Here is a 26,276-nt window from a genome sequence, read left to right as displayed (position 1 = left end):
ATGCCTACAGCCTCACGTCTCGTCGCCGCGTTGTGTCTGCTGGTGATCGCGTTCCTTGTGTCGGGCATGATTATCGATAACGGGGAAGAGGGTAAGGACTATGGTTATTTCACCTACGTGAACATAATCCTGGGTTGGATCTGCGGCTGGGTTGTCATGGGTAAACGTGCTGGCCGTGGCTGGACCGCGGCCGTCAACAACGGTTTGACCGGTGTTGCGGCGCTGGTGTTCTGGGGGCTGTTCGTTCAGGGCACCTACGAGATGTTCAGTCAGGCGATGCGCCATCGGTTTGGTGGTCCGTTTGAGGCTCTGCTTGCTATCTTTCAGATCGGGATTGGCTATGGTGAACAGCTTCTGGCACCGGAAATCCTGCTTACGCTGGGTTTTGGTGCTGTTCTCAGCGGGATACTTACCGAAATTGCCTTTCGCCGCTGGCGTTAAATCTGATCTGCCAATTCGGGGCCTCAACTTTGTCCAATCTGTTTTTCTATGGCACTCTGCGCCATGTCTCTTTGCTGGAACTCGTCATGGGTCGCAGCGCAGACGATTTATCGGCGATGCAGGCTGTTTTGCCCGATCACGCCGTATATGCGGTTCAAGATCAACCCTTTCCAATGATTGTCACCGAAAAGGGCAGTAAGGCCAGTGGCGTTCTGGTGCAGGGCCTAGGTGACGTCGAGCGTAGTCGATTGGCCTTCTATGAAGGCGGGTTCGAATATGAACTGCGCCCGGAGACAATCGTGACTGAGGATGGAAAAGAACATCAGGCCTTGGTGTTCTTTCCGGATACTGACATTTGGAAAAAAGGCGCACCGTGGGATCTTGAAACCTGGATCAGGGATTGGGGTGCGCTTTCGGTGTTCGCGGCAGACGAGGTGATGGCCCATTTTGGAAGAGTCGATGCCTCGGACATCGTGCGCAGCTTTCCAGCTATGAGAACACGCGCCTGGGCCAGATTAGCGGCAAGACAACGTGGAACGGGGGATGAGCGGAGCGTTGCGGATGACGTGATCGTTCATGACCGCAAGCACGCTTATGTCAACTATTTTGGGATGGATGAAATTGAACTGCAGCATCGTCAGTATGACGGCGCCCTGAGCCCGGTGCTGCATCGCAGCGGGTTGATGCAAGGGTCTGCAGTGATCGTCCTGCCTTATGATCCGGTGCGCGACACGGTGTTGCTGGTAGAGCAATTTCGCGCGCCCGTGTTCTTGATCGACGACCCCGAGCCGTGGATGTGGGAGCCTGTGGCTGGCATGATCGACCCGGGCGAAACACCTCAGCAGGCGGCCACCCGCGAGGCCATGGAAGAAGCGCAGATTTCACTATACCAACTGGAATATGCAGGTGGTGCCTATTCATCCAGCGGATCGTCAACAGAATATGTTTATCTCTATGTCGGTCTTGGGGATCTGACTAGTACGGTTGAAAGCGGTGGCCTCGCTTCGGAAGGTGAGGATATCCGCAGCAGAATTCTGCCGTTTGATGAATTCATGAGCATGGTAGATGCTCATGTTTTCAAGGATCTGCCGCTTCTAACTCTTGCTTATTGGTTGGCGCGGAACCGCGATCGACTGCGCGCTAAGTGATCCCTGCTTGTGATCGCGTCAGGGCACCTGTAAATCTGCTGCAATACCATATTACAAGAGGATGCCATGCGCATTGCACGAGACCTTGCCGACGCCGTCGGTAAAACACCTTTGATCCGGCTGCGTCGCGTCAGCGAAGAAACGGGATGCGAGATCCTCGGCAAGGCCGAATTCATGAACCCGGGTCAGTCCGTCAAAGACCGTGCTGCGTTGTTTATCATCCGCGATGCGATAGCGCGCGGTGATCTGAAACCTGGCGGCACGATTGTTGAGGGCACGGCCGGGAATACCGGCATCGGTCTGGCGCTGGTTGGTGCCTCGATGGGGTTCAAGACGGTGATCGTCATTCCCGAAACCCAATCCGAAGAGAAAAAGGATATGCTCCGCCTGGCGGGGGCTCAGCTTGTGCAGGTGCCTGCGGCGCCGTACCGTAATCCCAACAACTTTGTGCACTATTCGCGCCGTCTGGCCGAACAATTGGCTCAAACCGAACCAAATGGCGCGATTTGGGCCAATCAGTTCGACAATGTCGCCAACCGTCAGGCACATGTGGAAACCACTGGTCCCGAAATCTGGGAGCAGACCGGCGGTAAAGTCGATGGCTTCATCTGTGCCGTTGGATCGGGTGGTACTCTGGCCGGGGTGGCCGAAGCGTTGCAGCCCAAGGGTGTCAAGATCGGTTTGGCTGATCCGATGGGGGCGGGGCTCTATTCCTTCTACACCACTGGTGAGATCGCGATGGAGGGTGGTTCTATCGCAGAAGGTATCGGACAGGTGCGGATTACCAAGAACCTCGAAGGGTTCACACCCGACCATTCCTGGCAGATTACCGATAGCGAAGCGCTGCCCTATATCTTCGATCTGCTGCGCGAAGAGGGTCTGGTGATGGGCGGGTCAACCGCGATCAACATTGCCGGTGCCGTCCGTTTGGCGAAAGAACTGGGGCCAGGGCACACCATTGTTACGATTTTGTGTGACTACGGCACCCGCTATCAATCCAAACTGTTCAATCCTGAATTCCTGCGTGAAAAGGAACTTCCCGTGCCCGATTGGATGACCGATGCGCCGCGCAGTATTCCTGGCGTGTTTGAGGACGTGTGATGCTGCAACAGGTCCGCCTGTGTCTGGTTCTGGTGCTATTCTGCTTGATTGGTTTGGGCGGAATCGCCTCTGCCCAACTTACTGATCGGCAAAGCGAGTATTATCAGGGCTGGGTCAGCACGGCGGACCGGGCGGAATCTGTTATTCGCGCGAACCGTGCATCCAACGCAGCATTAGAGAATTTGCGTTCGGAAATAAATGAGTATCGCGAAGACTTTAACAAAGCCCGAGGTGCCAACACCGATCGTATTCAGACGCTGGAAAGCCAACTCAAGGCGCTTGGCCCAAAGCCGGCTGACGGGGAAAGCGAGGCCGAAGACATTGCCAAGCTGCGCGCGCAACTCGAAACCCAGTTGAACAGTTTGCGTGTTCCCCGCATCATCTCGGAAGAGGCTTTCAGTCGCGCGAATGGGCTGATCAGCGAAATTGATCGGATCGTCCGGGACAGACAAAAGAAAGAGATGCTGAAACGCGGGCCGTCGCCGCTCAACCCCGTCTATTGGGGACCAGCCTGGGTCGACATCAAAGAGGCGACGCACAGTCTTATTAACGAAACCATCGAAAACTTGCGCTCTGATGTGGTGCGCGAACAAATCCGCGAGCGCGGTCTTGGCATTCTCGTGCTGTTGGTTGTTTCAGCAGTTCTATTGCTGTTTGGGCGCAAATGGTCCGAGAAAGGCGGCGAATATCTCCGCTCGCTAGGAGGTAGCGGCAGCGGGGTCTGGACCTTTATTGTCTCGCTGTTGCGCATTCTATTGCCTTGGTTGGGCGTGTTGGCGTTTGTCACCGCTGTCGTGCTAACTGGCGTGCTGGGCCTGCGCGGTACACTTTTGTTCCAGCAAATTCCCTATTGGGCCGCGATTATCTTCTATTTTGATTGGATCGGCCGGCAGGTCTATCTGATGGGAGCGGCGCAGAACTTCCAAAGACTGTCCGCAGGCAAAATCAGAGAATTGCGGGTTTATATAGACCTGTTGGCGGTCATGCTTATTTTGCACGAGCTGGCGCAATTGTTCGAGCAGATCGAGAATATCTCTGACGCGACCCGCGCCGTTGTTGGCTTCCCGATCGTTGTGGTGTCTGCCCTTCTTCTGCTGCGTGTGCGTCAGGTCCGCCAATCAGAGCCTCAGCAAGAACAGACGGACCAGGAAGCTACCCGCCGTGGCGCAGGGTTCAGCCAATTGGTCGAGTTCTTGCGGCGCGCCTTGTTCATGCTTGGGATTGCGACTCCGATCTTGGGGGCCTTCGGATACATTAACGCTGCCGAAGCTATCGTATTTCCTGCCATCAAAACGCTGGTTCTGATTGCAGCACTGGTGATCGTGCAGCGATTTATTGGTACGGTATATGGCTGGCTTTCAGGGCAGGGCGACGCCGCGCGCGATTCACTGTTTTCGGTTCTGGTCGGGTTCGCGCTTGCCATTCTGGCGTTGCCGATATTGGCGCTTTACTGGGGCGCGCGCCAGACGGACCTGCTTGAAGCTTGGTCGCGATTGTTGCTGGGGTTCGATATTGGCGGGGTTACGATTTCACCCAGTAACTTCCTGACGTTCGTTGCCATTTTCGCCATTGGATATACGCTGACCCGTTTGCTGCAAAGCGGGCTGCGCAATTCACTGCTGCCGAAGACCAGCATTGATCCCGGCGGGCAGAATGCCATCGTGTCGGGTACCGGATATGTCGGAATTTTTCTAGCGGCACTGATCGCCATCATGGTTGCCGGTTTTGACCTGTCCTCGCTTGCGATCGTGGCGGGTGCTTTGTCGGTCGGCATCGGTTTCGGTCTTCAGACCATCGTATCGAATTTTGTCTCAGGGATCATCCTGCTGGTTGAGCGTCCTATCTCCAAAGGTGACTGGATCGATGTGAACGGCATGATGGGATATGTGCGCGATATCTCAGTCCGGTCGACGCGGATCGAGACGTTCGACCGGACGGATGTGATCGTTCCGAACTCGGACCTGATCAGTGGGGTGGTTACGAATTACACCCGGGGCAATACGATTGGCCGAGTGATCGTGCCTGTAGGCGTCGCCTATGGTACCGATACCCGCAAGGTCGAAACTATTCTGGGCGAGATCGCAAACGGGCACCCGATGGTTCTGGCCAATCCCGCGCCCAGCGTAGTGTTCCAGGGCTTCGGTGCAGACTCGTTGGATTTCGAAATCCGCGCAATCCTGCGGGATGTGAATTGGGTGCTGTCTGTCAAATCCGACATGAACCACGAGATCAATCGCCGGTTCGTTGAGGAAGGCATCGAGATCCCGTTTGCGCAGCGAGACCTGTGGCTCCGTAACCCTGAGGTGCTGACGGGTCAGTCCGATCCGTCCAATGATGCTTCTGCCGTGGATGACGACCTATCACCCCATGCGCCATCGACAAAACCAGTGGACATGACAGCGGACGATCTGGACGCGGCAGGGGATCAGGACGGCGAGGGCGACAACCACTGAGCGTGATGCGATCGGCATTTTCCCGCAAATGGTTATCGGACTGTTTCATTTTGATGTAGTCTGAAGTCATTTGCAGGAGGAATTTTGATGGTTACATTTTCACACAGCCTCGCGCGTATTGCCGTCTGGAATCTGGCCGGCTTCAATCCGGTGAACACAAGTCTGGGTATTCCAGCCAGCAGTGACCGAGTCACCCATCAAATCGAAGGGCTGGCCCTGCTGGACGCCGAACTGATCACTCTGGTCGAGGTCAGCCCCATCGAACATATTGATCGGCTTGCCTTGGGTCTGGCCGATAAGGGGCTGGACTATCAGGTCAAGATCCTGCCGCAGCCCAACGGCAATATCCATATCGGGTTTCTGCACAAACCGGGGGTCTCGGTGACAGGTTTGCAGCTGATCGACGGCTCGGAAGGTGACGATCCCGGCGGACGTCAGGCCCTGATCGCCGATGTCGAGGTCGGCAAATTCAAGGCCAAGCTGATCGCTGTGCATCTTAAATCCGGACGAGACCGGCCCGAGCAGCAGATACGTGACAGCCAATGCAAGATCATCGGTGATAAGATCGCTGAAATCCGCTCGACCCCCGGTCTGACTCAACGCACGATTCTGCTGATGGGCGACTTCAACATGATCCCCGGTCAGGACGTTAGCAACTTCCACCATCTTGGTGGGGATGACATGATGGACTTTGTTTCGTGCTGGGATCTGCAAGACCGATTTTCGCATATTCTGGATAGGGGTCGCGCCAATTTACTGGACGGTTTTGCCGTATCACGCACCTATTCCACCGATTATGTCCGTGGCAGCCTGCGGCTGTTTCCAATGCACTGGACCATGAATATGGGGCGCGAGGCGTTCAAGGATGAGGTGTCGGATCATCTGCCATTTGTTGCCAGCTTTCGTATTTTCTGACCCGTCCATTTTTGCGAAAGGGGCCTTGCGCTCGGTTCAGAAATTCGCATAAGTCACCTCTACCGGAGAGGTGGCCGAGTGGTCGAAGGCGCACGCCTGGAAAGTGTGTAGGCGGGAAACCGTCTCCAGGGTTCGAATCCCTGTCTCTCCGCCATATGCCCCATGAAATCTGAGTTGCCTTGCGGTCTATGCGAGACTGTTTTGTGCACGGCTTTCAATGTGAAGCGTCGTGCACAATGCACCGGATTGATGAGATTTGAATCAATCTGACAACAAGGCGATGACTTGATCGGTCTCGGGTCTTCGTCGCGATGCCACCGGCACTTGAACCGCTAGAGCACGCCCTGTCGGGCAGGATTGCGCGTGGGCCGTTACGAGTACACCAGATTTCAATGGCTCTTCGAGTAAGCATAGGTGCCCCATTAGCACGCCAGCTGCGGCCTTGGCCTCTTCCACGGCAAGGCTGTAGAGCGAAAACTGCGGACCAGTTTTGACATCTGGGACCTCACAACCTGTGCTTCGCGACCATGTGGACCAATCGCTGCTCCACGTCTGATCGTGCAACAAGGGAGTGCCTTGAAACCCGTTGTTGCCGGTCACCCGATCCAGCAGAGCAGGCGCGCAAACCGGTTGGGTTTCATCCTCGCACAGCACAATTTGGTCAGGTGCTTCGTCCAAGGTCGCGAAGAAGATCGCCAAATCGAACATCTCACGCGACAGGCTGGGTGGTGTTTCCAGCGCCGTGACCGAAAAATTGATATGCGGAAAACACTCTCTGATCCGGCGCAATCGTTTGGGCAACCAGAGTTGGGCAACAGCAGGCAAGGCGGCGATGTGAAAATCGGCATTTGGCTTGAGGTTCCGAAGGGCCCGAGCGGCATCGCCCATCTGATCAAAGGCTGTGGTGAAGACCGCGACAAGTGATTGACCTTGGGGCGTCAGTTCAACCCCTTGCGCGTTGCGGCGAAACAGCGGCGCACCTGCCCAACCCTCCAACGCCTTTACATGTTGCGAGATCGCCCCCGGTGAGACGTTCAACTCTTCCGCCGCCGCGACAAAGCTGACATGCCGCGCCGCGGCCTCGAACGCCCTCATTGCATTCAGCGGAGGTCCCTTGGGGCGTTTGGGGGCGACACTCATCGATCTAGCCTTAGTTTTTCTACGCCAAGAAATAACAATTCTGCTTTGCGGTGTCACGCGAAAGCCGCCAAACTGCAAAAAACAGGAGGATGTCAGATGACACTTGTACAAAGAGACTGGGTGCCTGCCGCAAGCGAAACCCTGATTCAGGATATCGCGACAAAGGCCGCCTCGACGTCGTCTGGCGATCTACTGGTCCGGATCGAGCATCTGGCGGACGAAAACCGGCGCATTCACGAAAAAGAGTGCTTCAATCTCAACCCGGCGACAAATGTCATGAACCCGAGGGCCGAGGCGCTATTGTCTTCGGGCATTGGATCCAGGCCATCGCTGGGATACCCCGGTGACAAATATGAAATGGGACTGGAGGCGATCGAAGAGATCGAAGTTATCGCCGCAGAACTATGTGCCGATGTCTTTGATGCGCAGTTCGCCGAGGTTCGCGTGCCTTCGGGCGCAATTGCCAACCTCTATGGTTTTATGGCGACCTGCAAACCCGGTGATGCGATAATCGCTCCGCCAGCATCGATTGGTGGCCATGTGACTCATCATTTGGCGGGGTGTGCGGGGCTGTTTGGTCTGCGCACTATTGAGGCCCCCGTCAATGCGGATGGGTATACCGTTGATTTGGACCGGTTGAGGGCATTGGCGAAGACCGAATGCCCCAAGCTAATCACGATAGGCGGCAGTCTGAACCTGTTTGAGCATCCTGTGGCCGAGGTGCGTGCCATAGCAGATGAAATTGGCGCAAAGGTCATGTTCGACGCCGCCCATCAGTGCGGCATCATCGCAGGGCGTGCGTGGTGCAACCCGCTGAAGGAGGGTGCGCATTTCATGACCATGAGTACCTACAAAAGCCTGGGCGGACCGGCCGGGGGTCTGATTGTGTCGAACGATGCAGAAATCGCCAAGGCGCTGGATGCAATTGCTTTCCCCGGTATGACAGCCAACTTTGATGCCGCAAAAACGGCTGCACTTGCCGTCACCATGCTGGATTGGAAAGAGTTCGGCTCAGCCTATGCAGATGAGATGATTGCGATGTCCAAAGCACTTGCTGCCGCGTTGGATGCGCAAGGTGTTCCGGTCTTCGCGGGTGGAGAGGGTTTCACCAATTCTCATCAATTCGCGGTACTGGCAGCGCCGTATGGTGGCGGTCAGACTGCCTCCAAACTGCTTCGTAAATCCGGGTTTCTGGCATGTGGCATCGGATTGCCAGTTGAGCCGGTGGAAGGCGACATGAATGGCCTACGGATCGGCACGCCCGAGCTGGTCCGGTGGGGTATGACAGCAGGAGATGCAGAGCGTCTGGCGGAACTGATCCGACGTGGCTTGAGCGGTGAATCCGTTCTAACCGAGGTATCTGGATGGCGCGCTGAGTTCGACAGGCTGCATTTTGTGATTTGAACAAGCTGCGGCCAATCAGGCAAAGGCCCTGATTGGCCGCTCGCTCAGAAACGCGGTTTAACCGTTATCCGCTTCTTTCAGACCTTCGATCTGAAGGTCGAAACCTTCCTGAATGTGGCTGGTGAAAGTTTCCAGCGCTTCGGTGACATCACCCGTCGCTATCGCGTCAACTAGCGTCAGGTGGTTTCCGAGCGATTTGGAGATATCAACATTCTCAATCGCTGAAAACAGATGGAACGCCATCGCTTTGCCCCAGATCATATCGAACATATCGATAAGAAATTTGTTGCCCGCCTCAACCATGAAGGCACGATGAATGCGTCGGTTTGCGATAAAATAGTCTCGGGTCGTTGGCTGGCTCAGATCTTCTTCGCGACGAATGAGTTCACGCAATCGATCCAGCACCTCTGGTTCTGCGTGTACCGCAAGTATGCGCGCGGCTTGTCCTTCGATCGCGGCACGTGCCTGGTATAGTTGCCGCACCTCGGTCTGGTCCATGCGCGCCAATCGAAATCCGCCGCTGGCGGCCACTTCCAACACGCCTTCAGTCTCCAACCGCATGAGCGCTTCACGTACAGGCGTCCTGCTGATGTTCAACTCGGCGGCCAGCTTTTCCTGCACCAGCCGATCTTCACCGGTGATCTCGCGACTCATGATGGCTTCGACCAGTTGATCATAGACCTCGTCCGCCAGGCGTCTGCGTTGTGTTTTGATTTGTTTCAGAGCCACTCGGAGCCTCTCTTTCTGTCCTTCATGAATTCTGTATTCAATAAAACAACTGCTGCCAAGGCGAATGGGGTTGCTATTGTTCGTGTACTGTATACAGTATACAGGAAAGAATGAACAGGGAGCTCTTCATGTGTGGAATTGCTGGTAGAATACTGGCCGCGCCCGGGAAGGTTGGGGCGGATCTTGTTGACCTGATGGATGCGCAGGAACATCGAGGCGCCGACAGCACTGGCTTCGCCGTTTATGGGTTGCCACGAGAAACCGGATACGTTTTACGCGGAATGGGATTCGACAAGTCTCAACAGGATGCGGATCTCTCCGCGTTTGAAACGATATTGCGTGAACACGGAAGCAGCTTTCTGTCTGACCCCCAAATCGTAACGGACCAAAGTCGTCACTATTGCTTTCGGATGGAAATTTCAGACCCAAGGAATCTTCAAGCCTGGGTCGCGGACGCGGATGAGCTGACAGACCGCATTGAAGTTCAATCCTGCGGCCGCAGTCTTGAGATCATCAAGGATATTGGTGGTGCCGAAGCCGTGGCAGAAAAGCACGGCGTTCGCGATATGATAGGAACACATGGGCTGGGGCATGCGCGGCTTGCGACGGAAAGTTCGGTATTGCCTAACGCATCGCATCCGTTCTGGGCGCGCCCATTTTCGGATGTCGCGATCGTACATAACGGGCAGATCACCGATTACTTCACTTGGCGCGATAAGCTGACCCGAATGGGTTATCGGTTCTTGACTGAGAATGACAGCGAGTTGATTGCCGTCTGGGTCAGCGACCAGATGAAGGCGGGCCTGACCATGGAGCAGGCGCTAAAGAAGTCCATTACCTCTATCGATGGTGTGTTTACCTATATGATCGCAACGCCAAACGGGATTGGGTTTGCCAAAGACCGATTTGCAATGAAGCCTCTGGTCGTCGTCAACCGCAATGGCGATCTGGCGGCTGCGACCGAAGAACAAGCGGTCCGCCGGGTGATGACCGAGGAATGCGATGTGATCAACTACGACGGCCCGTCGCTGACCGGTATCTGGGGCGTCGGAAACCGGAGTTTGGCGGCATGAATGAGATGGCTGCAAAGATGGATGAGATCGTCATCGAAGTCGGCAAGCGACATATCCGCGAGGTCAATCGTGAGATAATGGAAGCCTGCACAATGGGTCGGCCGATCCGCGTGGTAGATACGCTGTCTCGTCATAATTTGGGCGTGGGTCTGCCAGACAATGTGGATATCACATTTGAGGGCTCTGTGGGGTACTACTGCGGCGGCCTCAACACCGGGGCGAACATCACAATTGAGCGCAATTGTGGGTGGGCCGTTGGCGAAGGTATGGCCAAAGGGCACATCACTGTCGGTGGCTATGCCGGTATGTCCTGTGGTGCTGCGATGATCGGCGGCACGATCCATGTCAAAGGCGATGCGGGCCCAAGGGTCGGCGTTGCGATGAAAGGTGGAAACATCGTCGTCGAAGGAAAGATTGGCTATCAGTCCGGCTTCATGGCGCATTCCGGTCGGATCATAGCGCTTGGCGGTGCGGGTGAATCCTGTGCTGATGCGCTTTGGGAAGGCGAAGTCTGGGTAGCTGGCGAGGTCGACAGCCTGGGTGTGGATGTCGACGTGATCGAACCGACTGCTGAAGAAGTGGCCGAGGTCGATGCGATCCTCGACCCGCTCGGGCTTGTCGACAGTTCGCGAAATTGGCGCAAAATGGTTTCGGGCCAGCGTCTTTGGTATTTTGAAAGCAGGGACGCAAGCGCATGGCTCATGATCTGAGTAAACCTTACGAATATCCGTTCGACGTTGCCTCGGAAGAGGAAATCAGGTTCCGCGATGCGGGAGCGATCGACGGCCGCCCGGCTGGCGTTCCTTCGTCGTATGACGAAGGAGGATCGACCCGCTGGACACCCGAGGCGATCTCGGAAGTTCACGCGCTGGCGCAGCTTGGGCGCTATCAAGTGCGTGGATACAACACGTTCAACAAGCAATTGCCGACCTTTGATGATCTGACATTCGTTCCTGCAACGATGACCCGCCTGCCGCTGGAAGGCTATCGCGAGAATTGCGATACGACGACCGTTCTGGGTGGAGGGCGCGGCCTTGTGGAGCGCCCGCTTGAATTGAAGATCCCGATCTACATCGCTTCAATGTCCTTTGGTGCTTTGTCGGCATCGGCCAAGGCATCGCTGGGTTATGGGGCCTCGAAAGTAGGAACCATGACTTGCACGGGTGAGGGTGGCATGCTGGAAGAGGAGCGCGAAGCCTCCCAACGCCTGCTCTATCAGATGTCACCCGCGCGGTATGGTGTGGATCTGGATCATCTGCGCCGCGCGGATGCCTTGGAACTTGTCGTGGGGCAGGGTGCGAAACCCGGAACCGGGGGTCTGCTGCTGGGCATGAAGGTCAGCCCGCGCGTCAGCCAGATGCGAACTTTGCCCGAAGGTGTGGATCAGCGATCTACGATCCGCCATCCCGATTTTCTCGGCGCTGATGATTTGGCAGTGAAGATTGAAGAATTGCGCATCGCCACCAACTATCAGGTGCCGATCTTCATCAAGATGGGTGCGACACGTCCCCGGTTTGACGTGGCAGTTGCCGCCAAAGCGGGTGCTGATGTTGTAGTAGTTGATGGTGCCGAAGGTGGTACCGGCGCGTCTCCGGAGTTGTTGTTAAACCATACCGGTATCCCGACGATGAGCGCCATTCGCGCTGCGCGTGAAGCATTAGACGAATGCGGCATGACCGGCAAAGTCTCTCTGGTCGCTGCCGGTGGCATTCGGTCCGGTGTGGACGCGGCGAAGTGTCTGGCCCTCGGTGCTGACGCTGTGATGATCGGCAACGCGGCCATGGTTGCGCTAGGGTGCAACAGTCCGCGCTATCTCGAAGATTACTCGGCCTTGGGAACATCCCCCGGTGCCTGCCACCATTGTCACACAGGTCGCTGCCCGGTCGGGATTGCGACGCAGGATGAAAGTCTCGAAGCTCGTATGAACCCGAATGCAGGTGCAGAGCGCATTGCGCGCTATCTGACGGCCATGACCATGGAGATTACAGCGCTTGCGAAAGCCTGCGGAAAGTCCTCGGTACACAATCTGGAAACCGAAGACTTGCGTGCGCTTAGCTTTCAAGCGTCAGCTTTCACTGGGGTGAAAATGGCTGGAATTGACAGGGTTTTTGACTGGTGAAAATCGCAGTTCTTGAGTTGACTAGCCACCCGCTGCCATTGTTGGAGGGAATGCCGCGGACTTCACAGCAGATACAGGAGTGGATCGCCCCACACCTACCGGAAGCCGAGTTCGTAGTAGTCGGGGTTGTTGATGGAGAACCGCTCCCGGACGAGAGCGATTTCGACGGTGCTATAGTCGGCGGATCTGAATTTGGCGTTTATGATGACACGGATTGGATGCAGCCGCTACGTGCCTTCCTGGACCGTTGTCGAGAAATCCGAAAACCAGTCTTTGGTATCTGTTTCGGTCATCAGATCATGGCTGACGTCTATGGTGGTCAGGCCGAGAAAGCCGAGGTAGGCAATGTCGTTGGCGCACGGCCCTTCGACTATGGCGGAGATAGCGTGGATGCATATGTCTGGCATAAGGATCAGGTAACAAGCATTCCGGACTCGGCTCGGGTGACCGGATCAGCGGGCCACTGTCCAGTTGGTGCACTGGATTATGATTTTCCTGCCCGCTCTGTTCAGTTTCATCCCGAATACAAGGCGCATCACTTGCGCGATCTGTTCACCAAAGGTCGAGAGGTGCTTTTGTCAGCTACGGAGGCGGATGATGGGATGTCCTCGATCAACGCGGCAAAGGTGCCGGACGATATTGCAGCGCTTCAAGCAGTAGAGCTTTTTCGCGGTGCATACGTCCCTGAACAATAAGCGTTTGAGCGAACGGCTCTTGATCCTAATCAAGTCCAGCCAAGCCGCATTTTGTATACTGTATACGCAATCGGTTGGGAGATTTGGCAATGACGGGATACAAGGATTTCTTTGAGAGGATTGCGCAGATTGTGAATGCTCCACGCGAGGGAAGTATCAGCGATCTGGAGCTATCGGATCTCGGCCTGTCCCGCGCTGACTTGGCCATGTTGCGCTCTGGCGCGCCCAACGCGCGAGAGCGTATACTCTCGATGGCTAGTCAGTTTGGCCTGAGTGAAGATGATCTTAATGCCCATCCTGAGCTTGGCCTTGAGTTGGCGGAAAAATGTGGACATTGTCGCCAAGCAAAGACCTGCCGAGATGCAATTCGATCAGGCGTTCGCCTGCCTCAGGAAAAGTGCCCGAATTCAGGACTCTATGCGGCGCTTTCAGAAGGTTAACGCCCGCTTGGACTTTCTTTTGGGCTCAGTTTTCTTCGACCAGTGATCTTGAAACGATCAGCCGTTCCGAAATCCTTCATTCCAACACCTGCCGCAAATTCTGCAAAAACCGGCGCGTGTTTGAACAGATGTCCCGAGCAGCCTCCGGCGAACAGCACGTTTTCATGCTCGGGGTGCCAGTCGACAATAAAGTGCGTGTCTGGCGTCAGGATGATTTGGTTGAATTTGGAATCCACGACCCGCTCACCCTCAAGGCCCGGAAGACGATGACGGATGTAGCTGCGAGTGCGTCCCAGCGTTTCCTGCCGGATCAGCCTTTCGTCATTGTCTAGGTCGATCTTGTCCGGAATTACGACCGCGGCTTTCACGCCTGAACCCTCGGAGGAGGGCAGCCCGAATGAGCCTTGACCATGATCGATCCAGCAGGGCATTCGGCTCATATCGAACTCCTCGGACCCATCTGGCGTTGAGGTATAGAGGACATTCACACCAACCACCGTCGATATCGGCTTGATCGTCCTGGGGAACATGTCCGCCATCCAGGGGCCGGTTGAGACAATGATAAGATCAGCCTCAAGCGGCTTTCCATCCAGCATTGGGCGCTCTGATCCATCGGTGGTCACGCGACCGCGCTGTACGATCCCGCCCGCTCGACGAAACAGCTCAAGCCCGGTCAGGACGCAGCGATGCGCCATCAACATTCCGGCTTCGGGTTCGAACAGGGCGTATTCGATGTCAGGAACGCGAAACTGCGGAAATCGCGATTCGATGTCCTGCCGCCCGAACTTGTAGTAGGGCACACCAACGCGGTCGAAGGTTTCGGCTGTGGCGTTCTCCCAGTCGCAATGACCGCCTGTTGCAAGAATCAGCGCACCGCATTCATACATCAGGTTCTGGCCGCTCTCGGCTTGCAGTTCCAGCCAGCGCAGGCGGCTTTCGCGGGCCCAACGTGTATAGAACTCATCCCGCCCGGAAATCGCACGGATGACACGGTTGTAATCCGTTGAAGATGCACGGGAATGTCCCGGTTCCCAGCGATCTATCAAAGTCACTGCCTCACCACGTCGTTGCAGTGTAAGCGCCGTCATGACGCCGACGATGCCGCCTCCGACAACGATGACCGAGTTCTTGGACATGATGCAGATTTTCCTTGTTTATCGATTGTCTTTGTGAATACTGTATACAGAATACAACAATTATAAAGCCAAAAAACAGGGAGAGCGCATCAATGAGTTCGGGATTTGATCTGCCCGAAGGCACGCACACCGTCATACTTGGTGTGGGTGACCTCAACGGCATCATGCGTGGCAAGCGCATTCCGGCCAGCCACTGGGACCACGTCTGCAAAAGCGGCAATGCGCTGTCGATTGCATTGATGGCGATCGATATGACGTGCGACGTCTGGGATACGCCTTATGTCAATTTCGACAACGGCTACCCCGATATGCACGTCTTCCCAATGACCCAGCCCGTCGCTGTGCCGTGGGAGCCAGGCGTCGCTGTTTGCTTTGGTCGGGCGGAAGGTATGGATCACAAGCCTGTTCCGATCGATCCGCGTCAGGCGTTGGTGCGTCAAGTTGAACGGGCCCGCGAAATGGGGTTCGAGGTCAATGTCGGTACTGAACTTGAATTCTATCTACTGGATCCGGAGACCGGACAGCCGCGCGATAGCGGGATCCAGGTCTACGGTCTGGGCCGTGCTGCGCGGATGGAGCACATCGTTGGGCCGATCCGCCAACAGATCAACGAGTGCGGTATTCCAATCGAGCAATCGAACCCCGAATACGCTGCGGGTCAGATTGAGGTAAATATCCGTTACGGCGAAGCGCTGGCAGCGGCAGATCGTGTCGTCTTGTTTAAGTCGCTGATCCGCCAGCTGGGCATCGCCCACGGCTATCTGGCAACCTTCATGCCAAAACCGTTCTTCGATCAGTCCGGCAACGGCTTCCACACACACTACTCGCTTTGGAAAGACGGCAAGAATGTCTTTGCCGATAACGGCAAGATAAACGATACCGGCAAATCCTTCATCGCCGGGCTGCAACAACGCATGTGCGAAACGGCAATCTGTGGCAGTGGCACCGTCAATGGTTATCGACGCCGTCAGCCTTATACTTTCTGCCCGATCAACACGAGCTGGGGTTATGACAACCGGACCGTTGGTATTCGGGTCATTGAAGGATCCGACAGCGCGGTGCGCGTAGAAAAACGTGACGCTGGTGCAGATGCCAATCCCTACCTTCTGCTGGCGGCCGAGATTGCAGCGGGGCTGGACGGGATCGAGCAGGGCCTGGCTCCGTCAGAGCCGACAACCGGCAACGGTTACGAAGAAGGGATCGGCGATCCGATCCCGACCGACTTGCCAACGGCGATCGAACTGGCGCGAGGATCCGAATGGCTTCGCGATCTCATGGGCGAAATGCTGTGGGAGTTGGTATTGCAACAGGCCGAGCGCGAGCTTGAATTCTTCAATCAACAGGTCACTCCGGTTGAGTTGGACCGTTACCTGAGGACCTTCTGATGCATTTGGGCAAGGTCGCCGGGACCGTCACAGCCACGGCCAAAGACGCAAAACTGGTCGGTACGAAACTGCTGGTGACGGATTTGGTCGATAGCAAAGGCAAGGTGATCGAACCGGCGCGGGTCGCCGTCGACACCTGCGGTGCCGGGGTGGGGGATACGGTTCTGCTGGTCAACGGCTCGGCGGCGCGTATGGCCGCCGGTCTGTCCACCGCGCCCGTCGATCTGGCGATCATCGCGATTGTGGATCGCGTGTCCACAACCTGAACCAAGAACACCAAACATCTAAATTTCTTTGGAGGAACGAAAAATGGCGAAACCAGTGGCGGGGCAAATGGCCCTGGGCATGATCGAAACGCGCGGACTGGTCGGCGCGATCGAAGCGGCAGATGCGATGGTCAAGGCGGCCAGCGTTTCGATTGTCGGCCAAACCAAGGCTGGCGGAGGCCTAGTCACCACCCTTGTGCGTGGTGAAGTCGGCGCAGTCAAAGCCGCCGCGGATGCCGGTGCGACAGCGGCAAACAAAGTGGGTGAAGTCGTATCCGTCCACGTGATCGCGCGCCCACATGATGAACTTGAGGCCATAATCGACAGCCTTGGTGCTGGCTCTGCGGCTTAATCCGTCTGTCTTGAGGAGACGCTATGTCAGCCGGTTTCGAGGAATTCACACGTGCAGCGACACGTGGCTCAACCCGGGGTGCACCTGAACATCCCAAGCTCGACCGGATATCGGTATTGGGCGGCGGGGCTGATGCACGCCTGTTGGCCGCTCTTTGCCTTGCCGAAGGGGCTGAAGTCACCTTGTTTTCGGCCTATGGGGCCGAACTGTCGCTGTTGGCCCAGTCCTCGGGCATCTCGCTTCGCGGTGAAGGTCCGGTCGGGACCTATCAAGTCGATCGGGATGGGCCGTCGGTGCGCACAACCGCTGAGCTGGATGCAGCGGTGCGCGATGCACAGGTGATATTCCTGACCGGACCGCTTCACAAACAGCGCACGTATGCGATGGTGCTGGCCGATCACCTCAACGACGGGCAAATCTTGGTCCTTGCGCCAGGACGATCCCTGGGGGCTGTGGAAACAGCGTGGCTATTGCGGATCGGAGGCTGCGCGGCGGACGTCACGCTGGTCGAGGTTCAGGGTCTGCCATACTGGTTCCGTTCCGAGGGCGCAGCTTTGACGCTTTCGCAGGCGGCACCGATGGCTGCGGCAACCTTGCCGCGCGGTCGGGAAGAAGTTCTGGACGCCGTGTCCGCCTATTTGTCCAACGTTCAGGCGGTCGACTCGGTTTTGTCGTGCGGCTTCAACGATCTGTCGGCCGCAGTCGAGATACCTGCGCTGATCCTCGGCGGTGCCGCAATGGGGACAGGTGGTCCTGACATTCCAATGGGTGGTGTTCCGCTTGAGGATAACCAGACCTTTGTGTCTCTGATTGGTCCAGACCAGGCAGAGGTCATTCAGGGTCTTGCAGACGAACGGCGACGCATTGCTGCTGCGTTTGGAGTTCGCAACCTGCCGGAGACAGGGCAGTGGATAGCCACCTTTGCCGGCGCCGAACGTGGCTCGGGCGCGCGTCCGATCCCGGATCAGCAAACGTCGCGCGGTATGATGCGGGATGGCGTGTTGGGCTCGCTTGTACCTTTGGTCTCAGCGGGTGAGCTTGCGGGTATCCCGAGCCCGTTGACGAACAGCCTGATCGCGATGTCCGATCGAATTTTGGGGGCGGATGTGGCTGCCGCCGGACGGCGCCTCGAAGCCATAGGGGTTTCAGCGGGCGACGTTGTTCAAGCGCGCCGTATCTTTGACACCATCGTCACCGGAGCTTCTTGATGGATGCAGATCTGAAATCAATCGCCGCCGCACGGCGTGCCGCAGATAGCGCTTTCGAGGCTTATCGCGCCTTTTTGGGCACCGACCCGGCGCAGGTAGACGCAATAGTCGACGCCATGGCGCGCGCCATCGAGCCCGAGGCCGAACGGCTGGGGCAAATGGCCGTCGAGGAAACCGGATATGGGAATGTGCCGGACAAGCGCGTCAAGAACCTGTTCAACGCGCTTTCAGTCGCGGATTATCTAAGAGATGTGACAACGCTGGGATTGCTTTGGCGCGATGATGCGACAAAGATCGCAGCCTTCGGTGAACCGATGGGCGTTGTGGCAGCTCTGATCCCGGTGACGAACCCCACTTCAACGATCATCTACAAAGTGCTTTCTGCGGTGAAGGCAGGCAATGCGATCGTGTGCGCGCCGCATCCACGTGGCGTGAGTTGTGGCATCGAAACGGTGCGAATTATGGCGCGCGTGGCAGAGCAAATGGGTGCGCCCACGGGTCTAATCCAATGTCTGGATTCCGTGACAATTCAGGGCACAGCCGAGTTGATGAAACACCGCCGTACCTCGGTTGTGATGGCAACCGGTGGTCCTGCCATGGTCAAAGCGGCGTATTCCAGCGGCAAACCCACGCTCGCGGTCGGTGCGGGCAACGTGCCGTGTTACGTACACAAGTCGAAAGCACGCGATCTGGCGGAAGTCGCCGAGATGATCGTGACTTCGAAGAGCTTTGACTACGGGACCGCCTGCGTCAGTGAGCAGGCCGTCGTCGCTGATCCCGAGATCGCACGTGATTTGCGCCACGAGCTTAAATTGAAAGGTGCCTATTTCTGCACACCGGCCGAAGCGGATCGACTTGCCGGGGTGATCTTCAAAGGCGTGCAGGCCATGGACCCTGAGAAGGTGGGGCAAAGCCCGCAGGCGCTGGCGGATGCTGCCGGTTTTTCCATCCCACCACGCACCCGGTGCCTTGTTTCGGAAGAAACTGAAGTAGGTTGGCAGCGCCCGCTGTCTGCAGAAAAGCTGAACCCCGTTCTGGCGTTCTACGCGGCGAAATCCACAGACCATGGGATCGAGCTGGCACAATCCATCGCCAAGTTCGAAGGCTGGGGTCATTCCTCGGTCATCCATTCGGACGACCCTGAGATCGTGGCCCGTTTTGCCACCGTGCCGACGGGTCGGGTACTGGTGAATACACCGGGCATCATGGGCGGTATGGGATATTCGACTGATCTGGAACCATCCTTCATGCTGGGCACCGGCACGTGGTCAGGTTCGATCACTTCGGACAATGTGACGGCCCTGCATCTCATCAACATCAAACGGGTAGCCTATGAAAGCAGACCCTGGCGCGACATTTACGAGGAGTATGGCGCATGAGCGAGATTACTATCCGGGCGCTGATGCAGATCGACAACCTGCAACCAAAATTCGCCGCCTATAACGGTGCGACGGTGCAAGGGTCGGTGCCCTTGTCCGGGGATACGGTTTTGATCGGAGAGTTTGCGCCGGGTAACGGAGTATTCTCGCTGATCGACCGGGCGCTCAAGGCATCTTCGGTTGAGGCGACAACACAAATGGTCGAGCGCGAGTTCGGGTTCTTTATCCTGCGGTCTCCGTCGAATGCGGAGGTGTCCGCCGCGCGCGATGCGATGCTGGCCGAGCTCGGCGCAACAATGTCTGACCGGTTGAAACCGGCGATCAGTTCCACGCAGATTATCACCAGCGTCGAACCCTATCAGGCGCAACTGCTGAACAAATGGCGCAAAGGGGCTCTGATCGTTCCAGGGCAGACGCTGGGCATCGTCGAATGTGCCCCGGCAGCCTATATCTCGATTGCCGCGAATGAAGCGGAGAAGGCGGCAGAGATCGATATTGTCGAAGTGCGCGCCGTGGGGCGGTTTGGCCGCCTGTTCATCTCGGGGTCTGAAAACTCGGTCAAGACCGCCGTCGAGGCCGCAACCCGCGCGATAGAGGCGGTGGACGGGCAAGCCAACTGATGGCAGCGCCGCGCGTCATAGGTTCAGAGGCGGTCGAAGATGCCCGCCGTCGCGGTCGGATCGTGTTTGAAGTCCTTCCCGACGATATCGTGACGGCCTTGGCACGCGAAACTGCCGAGCGTGTTGGCATAAAGCTTGTCGACGGACCGCTGGAAAAGCCACAATCAACGCGTACAGACGCTGCTATTTCAATGCAGCGTGTGTTGTATCGCCGCTCGCCCAAATGGGTTGCTCCGGTGCGTTCGAAACGCAAGGCCCGAAGGCTTGGCAAACTTGCCATGATCGGGGCAGGGGGCGTCGGGGGCAATGTGGCGCATCTGGCGGCGATGCAGGATATCGCGGATGAGATCGCGCTGATCGATATTGCGCCCGGAATGGCCGCTGCTACGGCGTTGGATCTGAACCACACGTCAGGCATTACCGGCGCACGGGCACGATGTGTTGGTGGCGAGTCGCTGGACCTTGTGTCAGGGGCTGAGGTGGTCGTGGTAACCGCAGGCCGTGCCCGGCGTCCGGGTATGAGCCGCGCGGATCTGATCGACGTGAATGCGCGCGTGATCCGCCAGGCCGCTGAGGCCATACGCTCCGCTGCGCCTGATTCCATCGTCATCGTGGTGACCAATCCGCTTGACGAAATGACCGTAGAAATGCTGCGCGCAACCGGGTTCCCTCGTGAAAGAGTGCTGGGCATGGCCGGTACTCTGGACAGCAGCCGGTTTCGCAACGCCCTTGCTATGGCTGCGGGAGTAGCGCCCGCTGATGTCGAGGCCTTCACGCTCGGAAGCCACGGGGACGAGATGGCGCCAATCCCAAGCCGGGCCAAAATTAAGGGCAGGGCATTGGATGTGTTTTTATCGCCTGATCAGATTGAGGCTTGCGTTCAGGACGCCGTGACCGGCGGTGGGCAGGTAGTTGCCCTGAAGAAATCCGGTTCCGCAACCATAGCACCGGCGCACGCGTCGATCGAGTTGATCGACCATATCCGGGGCGCACGCACCGGCCCGGTTCCGGTCTCGGTCATGTTGCAGGGGGAATATGGCATCGATGGGGTTGTGCTTGGTGTTCCTGCCCATCTGGGGTCTTCCGGGTTGGTCGAAGTCGAGGAGTTGCGGCTGACCGATCAAGAACAAGCAGCCTTGCAGAAAGCGGCGGATGCCATCCGGTCGAGGTTAGGCCTGTGACCCTCCGCATCTGGACGTCAGGCGGGCGGTTCGAAGAAGTTGCGTCTTATTCCCGCGCAAAGCGCATCGGTCCCTTCGTTTGGGTCGCAGGGACCACAGCGATCGAACCCAGCGGGCGTATTCATGCGCCAGGAGATGTGGGAGCCCAGACAAAATACATTCTGTCCCGTATAGAAGAGGCGCTTAAGGCCGTCGGTGCCGAGATGCGCCATGTAGGCCGGGTCCGCGCGTATCTGACCGATCTGTCGCGCGCGGGTGAATTCGCGAGCGTTCACGGAGAGGTATTCAAAGATATCGATCCGGTTCTGACAGCCGTTCAAGCGGGGCTTACGCAGCCTGGATTGACGGTGGAAATAGATGTGGATGCGGTAATTCACGACGTAAACGGCGAAATCAGCGGAATCTGAACATGAGTCACCAAGAAAGGATTTGATCGAACTATCGTCTTGTGTACTGTATACAGAATACAAGAAGGGCACAATAAGACACAGGGAGCTAATGTGATGATCAAGACAGCGCTACTCAGCGGAACATGTATCGCGCTTGTGGCCTCGGCGGCCGCAGCTGAAATCAAGGTGGGCTTTATTGGATCTCTTTCCTCAGACACCGGTCTGTCGACGCTGCGTGGTGCAGAGATCGCGATTGAAGAGCTTAATGCGAATGGCGGCGTTATGGGGGAACAGATCACGCTGGTGTCCGCCGACACTGGGCAGGACCCGACCGAAGGGGTGCGGGCCTATGAATATCTGGCGGAAACCGAGGAAGTAGATTTCATCATCTCAGGCTCTATCGATGATGTTTCGTTGGGCTGGCTGCCGCGAATGCAGGAATACCGGATTCCGACGCTGGACACGTGGACGTCATATATCGGCATCATCGACATGGTGGTCGAAGATCCCGAAAGCATGGCACCATATTTCATGAACATCGCCTCAGACGAGGCGCTTGCCACGCTCTATATAAATTTTGGTGCCGACGTCCTGAAGGAAAAGATGGGTTGGGACTCCGTTGTCATTCTGGCTGAGGATACAGCGTTTGGCGAAGCGATCACCGGATTGGTGACCGAGGCGCTTGCGCCGGTTGCGGGGATCGAGGTCAAGGACATCATCACCTATGATGTTGCCACCGTTGATTTCGCGCCGATCTTCAGCCGCGCGCAGGATACAGGGGCGGATTTCATCTACCAGGTCTCATCCGTAAATTCTCAGGTGGTCTCGTCGCAATATGTGAAACTGCAGGTGCCCATGGCGATGACAGGCGTGAACGTAGCTGCATTGGGTATGGAATATTGGGAAGACACTGGCGGAGCCGGGGGCGGCATCTCGACCCTGTCACCGATCCCGTCTGTAGGGTTCAAACTTGACCCGGCAAGCCAGACCTTTGTCGACACCTATCAGGCCAAGTATGACAGCCGCCCACTGCTGCCGCATTTCAATGGTTTCAACGCCTACCACGGTCTGAAACAGGCTATGGCTGCCGCGGAAGAGGCGGGTGGCTTCGACAATGTCGAAGGCTGGGCCGACGCAATGAAGAAGCAGGATCTGGTTCTTGAGATGGATGGTCAGCTTTGGCTGCGCTACGCCTTCTGGGGCGATGATGAGGTCGAGCCTGTGACAGGCCGCACCTATCCTCACAACATTCGCTTTGATCTGTCCGAGCCGTTTGATGATGCGGCCCCGTCAATGGTCGTTGTTCAGTGGTATGAAGACGGCACTGCCGCAGTTGTGTACCCCGAGAAATACGCGACGGGCGAATTCACGCTTCCCAGCTGGGTCAAGCCGTAACCCGGTCGCGTCGTTAGCTTGAAACGGGTGCGCGGCAGCGCGCACCCGCAGCCAAGGATCCATTTATGTTGCAGATACTGATTCAGGGGCTTTTGCTCAGCGGTCTCTACGCGCTTATAGCAATGGGGTTTACGCTGATCTTCAGCATCGGTCGCGTTCTGAATCTCGCCTATGGTGCCTATCTGATGGTCGGCGGCTACATTTACTTCTGGATATCGCAATCGCTTGGAATGCCTAAGCTTATGGGGGTTGCCGTGGCCGCTGCGCTGGGTGTGCTGATGGGAGTTCTGAAGTACCGTTTGATTGTCAAAACGCTCAAAGGGGATCACGTGGCCGTCGAGATTTCGACACTGATCCTTGCGGTCGTCATTCAGGCCGGGATCGTTTTGGTCTTTGGCGACAGCAGCAAAATCCTTTTGCCGATTGTTCCCGGGGTGATCAATGTGGCCGGGGCCTCGGTCACGTATAACATCCTGATTGCAACCCTTATTAGCTGGGCAATTCTGCTAGGGCTCTATGCCTTTGTGCGGCTCACACATACCGGACGGGCGATGCAGGCGGTGTCGATGGATGCTAAAGGCGCTGCAATTTCCGGGATCGATCCGGATCGCATCAATCTGATCACCTGGGGTATCTCTGGCGCATTGGGCGCAATGGGAGGCGTCTTCTTTGCCAGCTACACTCAGCTATCGCCATCCATGTGGGTGGCTCCGCTAATCATCTCGGTGGCTGTGGTTATCGTTGGCGGGATCGGCTCGATCCTGGGCACTTTGGTGGTGGCGCATATTGTGGGCTTCCTCGAAGTCATCGTTGTGGCGACGCTTGCACCTGAGTTGCGAGGTGTCTTCACTATGCTGTTGATCATCGGGGTGCTGGTCACGCGGCCGCAGGGCCTGTTCGGCCGAGAGGAGCTGTGACGATGGGGCTACGCTGGTTTCACTTTGCACTCTGGGGTGGCTTGATCGTCGGAATGTTCCTGCTTCCGCAATTCGTCTCGAACGGGACGATGCGCACGATGATCTTTGCCAACTACCTGGCGATCTTCGCTATCAGCTGGGACGTGTTGTCTGGCCGAACAGGCTATGTGAGCTTTGGTCATCCATTCCTGATCGGTATCGGGGCCTACACCACTGCGATCCTGACAAAGCGGTTCGATGTCGCGGTTGAAATCTCGATCCCGATCGCGGTGCTTGTCACCATGATTGCAGGGCTGCTGGTACTGCTACCGGCGCTACGTATTCGGGGCAGTTACTTCGCTCTGGTCACACTGGCCTTCATGGAATTGCTGTATCAACTGGTTCAGGTCATTCGCCCGGATCTGACCGGCGGAACGCGCGGCATGTCGGGTATTCAAACTCTGACGCGCGGCGCGGCCAACGGGTACTACCTGTCCACGACGCTGATGTTGGCAATCGCCGTCAGCATGTGGCTTTTGATGAAGACGCGACTAGGTACGGCCTTGTCTGCCATCGGAATGAACGAGGAAAGTGTGCGCGGTTCGGGCCTCAGCACCACGCGCCTCAAAGCTTTTGCCTTTCTGACAAGTGCGATGATCGCGGGCTTGGGTGGTGCCTTCTACGTTCACTATCTGGGATCGCTCGCGCCGCGTGCGTTGTTTGATATTAACTTCCTGTTCACAATCATCGTTGCGGCACTTCTGGGCGGAACCTCGACCATCATTGGCCCCATGATCGGCGCGTTCTTCATGACATTCCTTTTAGAGTATCTGCGACCGGTCCTGCCTGGCGCCGAACGGTATTTCGTCTACGGAGCCATAGCGCTGCTCCTCTACATGTATCAGCCGAAAGGCATTGTTGAGCTGGTTCGGCGTGGTTTCAAAGGCCTGGGCAAGGGGCGGACGACATGAGCGTGGCGTTACAGGTTTCAGGTCTGGTAAAACGTTTCGGCGGATTAGTCGCGACGAATGATCTGTCGTTTTCTCTCAAAGAGGGCGAGTCGCTTGGATTGATCGGTCCCAACGGGGCAGGCAAGACGACCGTGTTCAGCCAGATCATGGGTGAGTTGCGGCAAAACGGCGGAACGATCGAACTGTTCGGGCAGGAGATTTCGACGCTGTCGACGCCACAACGCATTCGGGCCGGGGTCAGCCGAACCTATCAGATCCCACGCCCGTTTGGTGATATGAGCGTTGCCGAAAATATCCGGGTTGGCCTAATGCCCGACAATATCTGGCAGATGATCGTCTCAGCCCCAGATAAAGAACGTGAGCGAGAGCTTGCGCTCAGCGTCGGGTTTACAGAAGCGGATTTGAAACGAGCGCCAACAGAACTGGCCATGGGTGATCTGCGTAAACTTGAGATGGCGCGCACAATGGCAACCGCGCCCAGGGTGATGCTGCTGGATGAAGTGTTTGCGGGTCTCACCACAGGAGAGATCGCCCAAATCTCTGATCTCATTCAGTCGATGCGCAAAGATGGGATGACTTTTCTGATCGTCAGCCATGACTTGCCTGCGCTTGAGCCATTGGTCGACCGCGCGATCGCCATTGAACGGGGCACGATGATTGCCGAGGGCTCGTTCAGCGAAGTCATGAACGACAAGGCTGTTCAGGCCTCGTATCTGGGGGGCGCGTAATGTCGTATCTGGAAATCGAAAACCTGTCGGCATTCTATGGCAAGGCGCAAGCGCTGACCGACATCTCGATCACCGTCCAACCCGGTGAGATTGTCGCTGTGGTGGGTCCAAATGGGGCTGGAAAATCGACCTTGCTGGACAGCATCATGGGGCTAGTCAAAATCGAGGGCGATATCCGGCTCAGGGGGCACAGCCTTGCCGGTCGGACGCCTTCCGAAATTGTACGACATGGCGTGGGTTATGCGCCCGAACGCTTCAACCTGTTTCCCTATATGTCGGTGCGTGACAACCTAATGGTCGGTGCCTTCACGGCCCGCGAAGACATCCAGAGCAATCTGGCAATGGTACACAGCCTGTTCCCGCGTCTCGAAGAGAGGGAAGGGCAGGAGACCTCGACCCAGTCGGGCGGGGAACGTCAGATGGTCTCGTTCGGACGCGCGCTGATGACCAGCCCCGAGCTGTTGCTCGTCGACGAACCGACGATTGGTCTGGCCCCGAAAATCTGTCACGAAATCGCCGAGGTGGTGCGCAAGCTCAACAAGGAATACGGGCTGACGGTGGTGATTACCGAGCAAAACGCCAACTTCGCGCTTTCGCTGGCGAGCCGGATTTACGTGCTCGAGTCAGGACGCATGCAGACATCAGGCACCGCAGATGAGTTGCGGAATGATAAGCGATTGCTCGAGGCTTACTTTGGCGGTCACTAAAAGCC

27 protein-coding genes and 1 tRNA gene are annotated in these 26,276 nt (G+C 56.9%); 25 read left to right on the top strand and 3 right to left on the bottom strand.

Annotated elements, in window-relative coordinates:
* From ACR0DK_RS12580 to ACR0DK_RS12555, 6 genes are all read left to right on the top strand, one after another.
* Window positions 1–441: a TrgA family protein gene (locus tag ACR0DK_RS12580; protein WP_170405320.1), complete on the top strand. Its 441-nt coding sequence runs from the start codon at window positions 1–3 to the stop codon at window positions 439–441.
* A 29-nt stretch (window positions 442–470) separates the two neighbouring features.
* On the top strand, window positions 471–1,589 hold the full coding sequence (locus ACR0DK_RS12575) for an NUDIX domain-containing protein (protein ID WP_170393290.1): 1,119 nt from the start codon (window positions 471–473) through the stop codon (window positions 1,587–1,589).
* 66 nt (window positions 1,590–1,655) lie between these two features.
* Complete coding sequence (locus ACR0DK_RS12570; RefSeq protein ID WP_170393289.1) at window positions 1,656–2,690, top strand: cysteine synthase A; 1,035 nt, start codon at window positions 1,656–1,658, stop codon at window positions 2,688–2,690.
* Window positions 2,690–5,143, top strand: coding sequence for a DUF3772 domain-containing protein (locus ACR0DK_RS12565; protein WP_480736406.1), 2,454 nt, complete (start codon window positions 2,690–2,692; stop codon window positions 5,141–5,143). The genes ACR0DK_RS12570 and ACR0DK_RS12565 overlap by 1 nt, the downstream gene beginning before the upstream one ends.
* 87 nt (window positions 5,144–5,230) lie before the next feature.
* Window positions 5,231–6,058 carry an exonuclease/endonuclease/phosphatase family protein gene (locus tag ACR0DK_RS12560; RefSeq protein WP_170732004.1) on the top strand — a complete coding sequence of 276 codons (828 nt, stop codon included), beginning with the start codon at window positions 5,231–5,233 and terminating at the stop codon, window positions 6,056–6,058.
* Window positions 6,059–6,122: 64 nt separating this feature from the next.
* A tRNA-Ser gene (locus tag ACR0DK_RS12555) sits at window positions 6,123–6,212 on the top strand.
* Between the two features lie 107 nt (window positions 6,213–6,319).
* Here ACR0DK_RS12555 and ACR0DK_RS12550 read toward each other — a convergent pair.
* Window positions 6,320–7,198 (bottom strand): LysR family transcriptional regulator, encoded by an 879-nt coding sequence (locus tag ACR0DK_RS12550; protein WP_480736404.1) that lies wholly within the window; start codon window positions 7,196–7,198, stop codon window positions 6,320–6,322.
* A gap of 96 nt (window positions 7,199–7,294) precedes the next feature.
* Between ACR0DK_RS12550 and ACR0DK_RS12545 the strand changes: the two genes are divergently transcribed.
* A complete protein-coding gene (locus ACR0DK_RS12545) occupies window positions 7,295–8,602 on the top strand; it encodes a serine hydroxymethyltransferase (RefSeq protein WP_223118143.1) in 1,308 nt (435 codons plus the stop codon).
* Between the two features lie 57 nt (window positions 8,603–8,659).
* Here the strand turns inward: ACR0DK_RS12545 and ACR0DK_RS12540 are convergent, their stop codons facing one another.
* Window positions 8,660–9,331 carry a GntR family transcriptional regulator gene (locus tag ACR0DK_RS12540; protein WP_170405336.1) on the bottom strand — a complete coding sequence of 224 codons (672 nt, stop codon included), beginning with the start codon at window positions 9,329–9,331 and terminating at the stop codon, window positions 8,660–8,662.
* 128 nt (window positions 9,332–9,459) lie between these two features.
* On the opposite strand from ACR0DK_RS12540, the gene ACR0DK_RS12535 reads away from it, so the two are divergent.
* The 5 genes from ACR0DK_RS12535 to ACR0DK_RS12515 all read left to right on the top strand — a co-directional run bounded on the left by ACR0DK_RS12535 (window position 9,460) and on the right by ACR0DK_RS12515 (window position 13,658).
* Window positions 9,460–10,404: a class II glutamine amidotransferase domain-containing protein gene (locus tag ACR0DK_RS12535; protein ID WP_170421277.1), complete on the top strand. Its 945-nt coding sequence runs from the start codon at window positions 9,460–9,462 to the stop codon at window positions 10,402–10,404.
* Window positions 10,401–11,114, top strand: coding sequence for a GltB/FmdC/FwdC-like GXGXG domain-containing protein (locus tag ACR0DK_RS12530; protein ID WP_480736401.1), 714 nt, complete (start codon window positions 10,401–10,403; stop codon window positions 11,112–11,114). The genes ACR0DK_RS12535 and ACR0DK_RS12530 overlap by 4 nt, the downstream gene beginning before the upstream one ends.
* The gene (locus ACR0DK_RS12525; protein WP_480736399.1) at window positions 11,099–12,523 is read left to right on the top strand and encodes an FMN-binding glutamate synthase family protein; all 1,425 of its coding nucleotides are present in this window, start codon (window positions 11,099–11,101) and stop codon (window positions 12,521–12,523) included. Before ACR0DK_RS12530 ends, ACR0DK_RS12525 begins: the two co-directional genes overlap by 16 nt.
* A gap of 50 nt (window positions 12,524–12,573) precedes the next feature.
* A complete protein-coding gene (locus ACR0DK_RS12520; protein WP_480736398.1) occupies window positions 12,574–13,218 on the top strand; it encodes a type 1 glutamine amidotransferase in 645 nt (214 codons plus the stop codon).
* Between the two features lie 89 nt (window positions 13,219–13,307).
* Entirely contained in the window at window positions 13,308–13,658 is a 351-nt protein-coding gene (locus ACR0DK_RS12515; protein ID WP_480736396.1) for a hypothetical protein, read from the top strand.
* Here ACR0DK_RS12515 and ACR0DK_RS12510 read toward each other — a convergent pair.
* Entirely contained in the window at window positions 13,655–14,794 is a 1,140-nt protein-coding gene (locus ACR0DK_RS12510) for an FAD-dependent oxidoreductase (protein ID WP_170393278.1), read from the bottom strand. The genes ACR0DK_RS12515 and ACR0DK_RS12510 overlap by 4 nt on opposite strands.
* A gap of 92 nt (window positions 14,795–14,886) precedes the next feature.
* Between ACR0DK_RS12510 and ACR0DK_RS12505 the strand changes: the two genes are divergently transcribed.
* The 13 genes from ACR0DK_RS12505 (at window position 14,887) to ACR0DK_RS12445 (ending at window position 26,271) form a co-directional block, all read left to right on the top strand.
* Complete coding sequence (locus ACR0DK_RS12505) at window positions 14,887–16,179, top strand: glutamine synthetase family protein (RefSeq protein ID WP_170405351.1); 1,293 nt, start codon at window positions 14,887–14,889, stop codon at window positions 16,177–16,179.
* Window positions 16,179–16,445 carry a EutN/CcmL family microcompartment protein gene (locus ACR0DK_RS12500; RefSeq protein WP_170393276.1) on the top strand — a complete coding sequence of 89 codons (267 nt, stop codon included), beginning with the start codon at window positions 16,179–16,181 and terminating at the stop codon, window positions 16,443–16,445. Before ACR0DK_RS12505 ends, ACR0DK_RS12500 begins: the two co-directional genes overlap by 1 nt.
* A 43-nt stretch (window positions 16,446–16,488) precedes the next feature.
* A complete protein-coding gene (locus tag ACR0DK_RS12495; RefSeq protein ID WP_170393275.1) occupies window positions 16,489–16,797 on the top strand; it encodes a BMC domain-containing protein in 309 nt (102 codons plus the stop codon).
* Window positions 16,798–16,820: 23 nt separating this feature from the next.
* Window positions 16,821–18,005 (top strand): hypothetical protein, encoded by a 1,185-nt coding sequence (locus tag ACR0DK_RS12490; protein WP_480736393.1) that lies wholly within the window; start codon window positions 16,821–16,823, stop codon window positions 18,003–18,005.
* On the top strand, window positions 18,005–19,384 hold the full coding sequence (locus tag ACR0DK_RS12485) for an aldehyde dehydrogenase family protein (protein WP_223118138.1): 1,380 nt from the start codon (window positions 18,005–18,007) through the stop codon (window positions 19,382–19,384). The genes ACR0DK_RS12490 and ACR0DK_RS12485 overlap by 1 nt, the downstream gene beginning before the upstream one ends.
* Entirely contained in the window at window positions 19,381–20,004 is a 624-nt protein-coding gene (locus tag ACR0DK_RS12480) for a BMC domain-containing protein (RefSeq protein WP_170393272.1), read from the top strand. The genes ACR0DK_RS12485 and ACR0DK_RS12480 overlap by 4 nt, the downstream gene beginning before the upstream one ends.
* On the top strand, window positions 20,004–21,185 hold the full coding sequence (locus ACR0DK_RS12475) for a malate dehydrogenase (RefSeq protein WP_480736390.1): 1,182 nt from the start codon (window positions 20,004–20,006) through the stop codon (window positions 21,183–21,185). The genes ACR0DK_RS12480 and ACR0DK_RS12475 overlap by 1 nt, the downstream gene beginning before the upstream one ends.
* The gene (locus ACR0DK_RS12470; protein WP_480736388.1) at window positions 21,182–21,592 is read left to right on the top strand and encodes a Rid family hydrolase; all 411 of its coding nucleotides are present in this window, start codon (window positions 21,182–21,184) and stop codon (window positions 21,590–21,592) included. The genes ACR0DK_RS12475 and ACR0DK_RS12470 overlap by 4 nt, the downstream gene beginning before the upstream one ends.
* A gap of 96 nt (window positions 21,593–21,688) precedes the next feature.
* Window positions 21,689–22,969 carry an ABC transporter substrate-binding protein gene (locus ACR0DK_RS12465; RefSeq protein WP_170393270.1) on the top strand — a complete coding sequence of 427 codons (1,281 nt, stop codon included), beginning with the start codon at window positions 21,689–21,691 and terminating at the stop codon, window positions 22,967–22,969.
* A gap of 65 nt (window positions 22,970–23,034) precedes the next feature.
* The gene (locus tag ACR0DK_RS12460) at window positions 23,035–23,886 is read left to right on the top strand and encodes a branched-chain amino acid ABC transporter permease (RefSeq protein WP_480736385.1); all 852 of its coding nucleotides are present in this window, start codon (window positions 23,035–23,037) and stop codon (window positions 23,884–23,886) included.
* Between the two features lie 2 nt (window positions 23,887–23,888).
* Window positions 23,889–24,836 (top strand): branched-chain amino acid ABC transporter permease, encoded by a 948-nt coding sequence (locus tag ACR0DK_RS12455; protein ID WP_170393268.1) that lies wholly within the window; start codon window positions 23,889–23,891, stop codon window positions 24,834–24,836.
* Window positions 24,833–25,564: an ABC transporter ATP-binding protein gene (locus tag ACR0DK_RS12450; RefSeq protein WP_480736383.1), complete on the top strand. Its 732-nt coding sequence runs from the start codon at window positions 24,833–24,835 to the stop codon at window positions 25,562–25,564. The genes ACR0DK_RS12455 and ACR0DK_RS12450 overlap by 4 nt, the downstream gene beginning before the upstream one ends.
* Window positions 25,564–26,271, top strand: a complete 708-nt coding sequence (locus ACR0DK_RS12445) for an ABC transporter ATP-binding protein (protein ID WP_170393266.1) — start codon at window positions 25,564–25,566, stop codon at window positions 26,269–26,271. Before ACR0DK_RS12450 ends, ACR0DK_RS12445 begins: the two co-directional genes overlap by 1 nt.
* The last annotated feature ends 5 nt before the right edge of the window (window positions 26,272–26,276 follow it).

This window comes from Ruegeria sp. CE6, from assembly GCF_056537485.1.
Note: the sequence above shows the minus strand (reverse complement) of the source record. Positions and strands in the feature narration are given on the sequence as shown.

Bases quoted from the DNA above. Each gene is read 5' to 3' on its own strand.
- ACR0DK_RS12485 (WP_223118138.1), top strand. From the start codon at position 18,005: ATGGATGCAGATCTGAAATCAATCGCCGCCGCACGGCGTGCCGCAGAT.
- ACR0DK_RS12505 (WP_170405351.1), top strand. From the start codon at position 14,887: ATGAGTTCGGGATTTGATCTGCCCGAAGGCACGCACACCGTCATACTT.
- ACR0DK_RS12520 (WP_480736398.1), top strand. From the start codon at position 12,574: ATGCCGCGGACTTCACAGCAGATACAGGAGTGGATCGCCCCACACCTA.
- ACR0DK_RS12495 (WP_170393275.1), top strand. From the start codon at position 16,489: ATGGCGAAACCAGTGGCGGGGCAAATGGCCCTGGGCATGATCGAAACG.
- ACR0DK_RS12475 (WP_480736390.1), top strand. From the start codon at position 20,004: ATGGCAGCGCCGCGCGTCATAGGTTCAGAGGCGGTCGAAGATGCCCGC.
- ACR0DK_RS12535 (WP_170421277.1), top strand. From the start codon at position 9,460: ATGTGTGGAATTGCTGGTAGAATACTGGCCGCGCCCGGGAAGGTTGGG.
- ACR0DK_RS12570 (WP_170393289.1), top strand. From the start codon at position 1,656: ATGCGCATTGCACGAGACCTTGCCGACGCCGTCGGTAAAACACCTTTG.
- ACR0DK_RS12545 (WP_223118143.1), top strand. From the start codon at position 7,295: ATGACACTTGTACAAAGAGACTGGGTGCCTGCCGCAAGCGAAACCCTG.
- ACR0DK_RS12490 (WP_480736393.1), top strand. From the start codon at position 16,821: ATGTCAGCCGGTTTCGAGGAATTCACACGTGCAGCGACACGTGGCTCA.
- ACR0DK_RS12510 (WP_170393278.1), bottom strand. From the start codon at position 14,794: ATGTCCAAGAACTCGGTCATCGTTGTCGGAGGCGGCATCGTCGGCGTC.
- ACR0DK_RS12565 (WP_480736406.1), top strand. From the start codon at position 2,690: ATGCTGCAACAGGTCCGCCTGTGTCTGGTTCTGGTGCTATTCTGCTTG.
- ACR0DK_RS12530 (WP_480736401.1), top strand. From the start codon at position 10,401: ATGAATGAGATGGCTGCAAAGATGGATGAGATCGTCATCGAAGTCGGC.
- ACR0DK_RS12480 (WP_170393272.1), top strand. From the start codon at position 19,381: ATGAGCGAGATTACTATCCGGGCGCTGATGCAGATCGACAACCTGCAA.
- ACR0DK_RS12525 (WP_480736399.1), top strand. From the start codon at position 11,099: ATGGCTCATGATCTGAGTAAACCTTACGAATATCCGTTCGACGTTGCC.
- ACR0DK_RS12500 (WP_170393276.1), top strand. From the start codon at position 16,179: ATGCATTTGGGCAAGGTCGCCGGGACCGTCACAGCCACGGCCAAAGAC.
- ACR0DK_RS12465 (WP_170393270.1), top strand. From the start codon at position 21,689: ATGATCAAGACAGCGCTACTCAGCGGAACATGTATCGCGCTTGTGGCC.
- ACR0DK_RS12460 (WP_480736385.1), top strand. From the start codon at position 23,035: ATGTTGCAGATACTGATTCAGGGGCTTTTGCTCAGCGGTCTCTACGCG.
- ACR0DK_RS12445 (WP_170393266.1), top strand. From the start codon at position 25,564: ATGTCGTATCTGGAAATCGAAAACCTGTCGGCATTCTATGGCAAGGCG.
- ACR0DK_RS12550 (WP_480736404.1), bottom strand. From the start codon at position 7,198: ATGAGTGTCGCCCCCAAACGCCCCAAGGGACCTCCGCTGAATGCAATG.
- ACR0DK_RS12580 (WP_170405320.1), top strand. From the start codon at position 1: ATGCCTACAGCCTCACGTCTCGTCGCCGCGTTGTGTCTGCTGGTGATC.
- ACR0DK_RS12515 (WP_480736396.1), top strand. From the start codon at position 13,308: ATGACGGGATACAAGGATTTCTTTGAGAGGATTGCGCAGATTGTGAAT.
- ACR0DK_RS12560 (WP_170732004.1), top strand. From the start codon at position 5,231: ATGGTTACATTTTCACACAGCCTCGCGCGTATTGCCGTCTGGAATCTG.
- ACR0DK_RS12450 (WP_480736383.1), top strand. From the start codon at position 24,833: ATGAGCGTGGCGTTACAGGTTTCAGGTCTGGTAAAACGTTTCGGCGGA.
- ACR0DK_RS12455 (WP_170393268.1), top strand. From the start codon at position 23,889: ATGGGGCTACGCTGGTTTCACTTTGCACTCTGGGGTGGCTTGATCGTC.